We start from the raw sequence: 3,708 nt of genomic DNA on the forward strand, positions 1-3,708 counted from the left end.
CCTCATCGACCCCACCACCGGCACCACCACCGCACTCCTGACCCTCGCCGGCACCCTCTACCACCACCGCCGACGCAACACCACAGGAGCCGCCAAGTAACCCCACCAACTAACTCTCTCGCATAAGGACCGAGTGGTCCCTCCCCTCTCTGCCGTGGGGGAGGGACCATTCGCTTCAACCACCACAGCGGCACGCTGCGTCGGCCTCAAGGGCCTTCCGGAGACAGGTCATCTCCACAGGCCGGCTCCCCGCCCGAGCCGCCAATTACCTTGTGGGTCATGCCGGAACGTCGGCGCCGAGCCTGGCAGCAGCCCAACCCGGCCGCAGCTCGACTATCACAATTCCCTTCGTTGTACTGATCTTTGACCTCGCGGGGCGTGTCATGAATTAGGGTCTTCCAAGATTTTCCGTAGGCGGTGGTCCCTGGGCCTGCGGGAGTGTCAGCTGAGCAGGATGCGGTGGCGGAGGAGGCGGTAGCCGGCCCGGCCGTAGGTCTGGCGCTTGAGGAGTTTGATCTTGTTGTTGACGCCCTCGGTGCGCCCGTTGTGGTGAGGCAGGGTCAGTGCCGCGGTCGCGCAGATCTGGCCCGCCACCGTGGTCCAGCGGTGCGTCGTTCATCTGATCAGGGCCTCGATGCGGTACTGCTCGCGCCCGGACTGGGCCGAGGTCGCCGCCGACCTCAAGCCCGTCTACACCGCCGCGAACGCCGAGGCCGCCCAGGAACGACTGCCGCGGCGGCGAGGTCGTCGGTACTGGTGCAGGCGGCCTCCAGTTTGCGCACCAGGGTGATGGTCTGGCGGCCCATCGCTTCCTCCACCATTGGCAGTTGACGCATCTGTGCACGTCGGAAGGTCTCGCGCAGCCGCTCGGCCTCGGCGTCGATGCCGCGCTGGCGGCCGGCCTTCTTCAACAGAGCCCGCAGTTGGGTACGGGTGAGGGTGGCGGCCTGGGCCGGGGTGGGGGCGGCGGCCAGGATGACCCGGGCCGCCGGGGTGCACAGGCCCTCACGGATACTGAAGGCTTCCAGAGCGGCGGGGAAGTATTCGTGCAGGTGGGAGCGGAGTTTGTTGCCAGCCTGGGTGCGGTCCCAGACCGCGTCCTGCTGGGCTCGCGCGAGCACCGCGATCGTCTGCACCAGCTCTGAATCGCGGGGCAGTTGTCGGTGGGCTGCGGCGTCGGTGCGCAGGATGTTGGCCAGGATCATGGCGTCCAGGTGGTCGGATTTGCGGCGGGAGACCGCGTGGCGGTCGCGGTAACGGGCTGCGGCCATCGGGTTGATCGCGTAGACCGGGCGTCCGGTGGCGCGCAGGCAGGCCACCAACAGGCCGCGTGAGGTCTCGATCGCGACGGGGATGGGGTTCTCTTCGCTGTCGCCGTGCGCGGCCAGGAGGCCGAGGAGCTGACGCAGGCCCGGAGCGGCGTCGCCGATCCGGGCGTTGGCTAACAGGCTGCCGTCGCCGTCGATCAGGGCGACGTCGTGGTGGTCGCTGGCCCAGTCGATTCCGCAGGTCACTTTCATGGATCGCGCTCGTATTCTCTTGTGCGGATGGGGTGTTACTGCTGGTCGCAGCCGTGCGGGGGCACGCGTCTCCCTAATGGAAGGGCTCGATGGCCCTGCATCCGATTAGCCGTTCGTGACCCCAGCGACCGGCGAGGTCCTCGGTCTTGGTGGGAGCTCGAAGGCTCCGGGCACGATAAGAGGTAGTCCCCGGCGGTGGCTCAGACCACGAACATCAACGATCCGATCATCAGATCGGACACGTTTCGGGCCTCGGCGCGGGTCCGCAACGTGCGTTCTTTAATCAACTACGAGCACAGGACCAGACCCGTCTACGCAGAGGGCTCGACACCAGGAGCAATGCAAGGTCTCGGCCCTGTGCCCGAAGGTCGGCCCTGACCCCGTCTACAGCAGGAGCTCAAGCTCGGGAGCGGAGTAGAGCTTGGGGCTGTCCTTCACTGCCCATTAGGAGCGGAGTCTGTCCGTGACGATCATCCGCGGCACCTCGCCCGTGCCCTTGAGGAGCTTGCGGAAGAACCGCTTCGCGGCACGGGTGTCGCGCTTGTTCTGGACCAGGATGTCCAGGACGTTGCCGTCGGCATCGAGGGCCCGCCAGAGGTACCGCATCTTCCCGTTGATCTTGATGAAGACCTCGTCCAGGAACCAGTTGTCGCCGGGCCGGGGCTGCCGCCGGCGCAGCCGGGCCGCGTACTGGGGACCGAACGTCTCGCTCCAGGCCCGGATGGTCTCGTATGTGACGGTGATCCCACGCTCCAGCAGAAGCTCCTCCACCTCACGCAGGGACAGGGGGAACCGGTGATACAGCCACACAGCGTGACTGATCACCTCGGCCGGGAACCGGTACCCCTTGTACGACACCGACGCCCCGGTTCCCACGAACAGCCCTCCCACGACGATCCTGACCAAGATCATCGCAGTGTGTCACGAATGCAGAAGGAGCTTTATGTAGGTAGATATCTCCAAGTGCAATGCTGCGTAGGAGATGAAGGTTGTGGCCCTTCGGAGTCGCCCTGCGGGGGGAGGCTCCAAACCGCCTCGTGCTGCGTTAGCCGAAGACTGTCGTGGTGAGCGATCGAGGAAAAGGCGTCTTCGAGGCGTCAGGTGGGGACCGGAAAGGCGAGCGCAAGCGAATCGCTGCGGACGTGTCGTAAATCTTACAGATGGCATCGAAACCGAGGCGTTGTGATGGTCTCGGGATAAGCCTGGCGGGTGCCCGTCTATTGGCCAGGCGGTGTCCGGCATGGAGGCGACGCGAGTCCGGTCTGCTGCTCCTGCGTGGAACGTGAGAAGGCGTACCCCGACACCGACTGCCTTGTTGGGCGGCGAGAGGGAGTGCCCGGGTCAGGCGTGTCCTGGAGGGCTTGAGTACCGTCGCGGGGTGCGCTGGCGGACCGGCTCGTAGTAGCTGTGATGCCCCTGTAACGGGGGCGGAGCCAAGGGGCCGGGTCATCCGCGGCTGTTGTTCGGTCAGTCAACCGGAGTGCCCGGGAGGAACTGGGATGGACGAGCTGAAAGCGCAAGGCAAGCCGTTCGATATTTCTAAGCGGGAGGTATGGGGGTCCTGGCGTGAAGTGAGGGCCAATAGGGGTGCTCCAGGGGTGGATGGCCAGTCGATCGACGACTTCGAGAAGGACCTGAAGGGAAACCTCTACAAGGTCTGGAATCGGATGTCGTCGGGGACCTACTTTCCGCCCCCGGTGCGTGCGGTGGAGATTCCGAAGCAGCACGGAGGAGGTCTGAGAATTCTAGGAATTCCTACCGTCGCAGATCGGGTTGCACAGACCGTGGTAGCCAGACATCTGGGGATCCGAGTGGACTCGGTGTTCCACGAGGATTCCTACGGATACCGCCCTGGGAAATCGGCTTTGGACGCTGTGGAGCGATGTCGGCAACGCTGCTGGAAGAGGGACTGGGTGATCGATCTGGACATCCAGAAGTTCTTCGACAGCGTCCGGTGGGACCTCGTCGTCAAGGCCGTGGAATCTCACACCGATGCCGTTTGGGTGAAGTTATATGTCCAACGGTGGCTCCAAGCTCCGCTACAACTGCCCGACGGCACCCTGCAGTTGCGGGACCGGGGAACCCCACAAGGCAATGCCGCGTAGATAAGCGTTTTGGCGTTCTGTTTCCACATGTGCACAGCGACACACCCGCGTTGGTTGTGGATAGTCAACCAGGGTGATAGCTG

The 3,708-nt window shown here is 64.6% G+C and carries 1 protein-coding gene and 4 pseudogenes; 2 read left to right on the top strand and 3 right to left on the bottom strand.

Annotated elements, in window-relative coordinates:
- Window positions 1-441 precede the first annotated feature (441 nt).
- Window positions 442-570, bottom strand: a pseudogene (locus ACZ7NC_RS44835) (transposase); the annotation flags it as partial.
- Here ACZ7NC_RS44835 and ACZ7NC_RS44840 point away from each other — a divergent pair.
- Window positions 569-730 (top strand): annotated as a pseudogene (locus ACZ7NC_RS44840) (transposase); the annotation flags it as partial. The pseudogenes ACZ7NC_RS44835 and ACZ7NC_RS44840 overlap by 2 nt on opposite strands.
- 1 nt (window position 731) lies before the next feature.
- Here the strand turns inward: ACZ7NC_RS44840 and ACZ7NC_RS44845 are convergent.
- Window positions 732-1,520, bottom strand: a pseudogene (locus ACZ7NC_RS44845) (IS110 family transposase); the annotation flags it as partial.
- A gap of 447 nt (window positions 1,521-1,967) precedes the next feature.
- A pseudogene (locus tag ACZ7NC_RS44850) lies at window positions 1,968-2,432 on the bottom strand (IS6 family transposase); the annotation flags it as partial.
- A 587-nt stretch (window positions 2,433-3,019) separates the two neighbouring features.
- On the opposite strand from ACZ7NC_RS44850, the gene ACZ7NC_RS44855 reads away from it, so the two are divergent.
- Window positions 3,020-3,625, top strand: coding sequence for a reverse transcriptase domain-containing protein (locus tag ACZ7NC_RS44855; RefSeq protein ID WP_471498034.1), 606 nt, complete (start codon window positions 3,020-3,022; stop codon window positions 3,623-3,625).
- The last annotated feature ends 83 nt before the right edge of the window (window positions 3,626-3,708 follow it).

It is taken from the genome of Streptomyces sp. NPDC111802, from assembly GCF_055634335.1.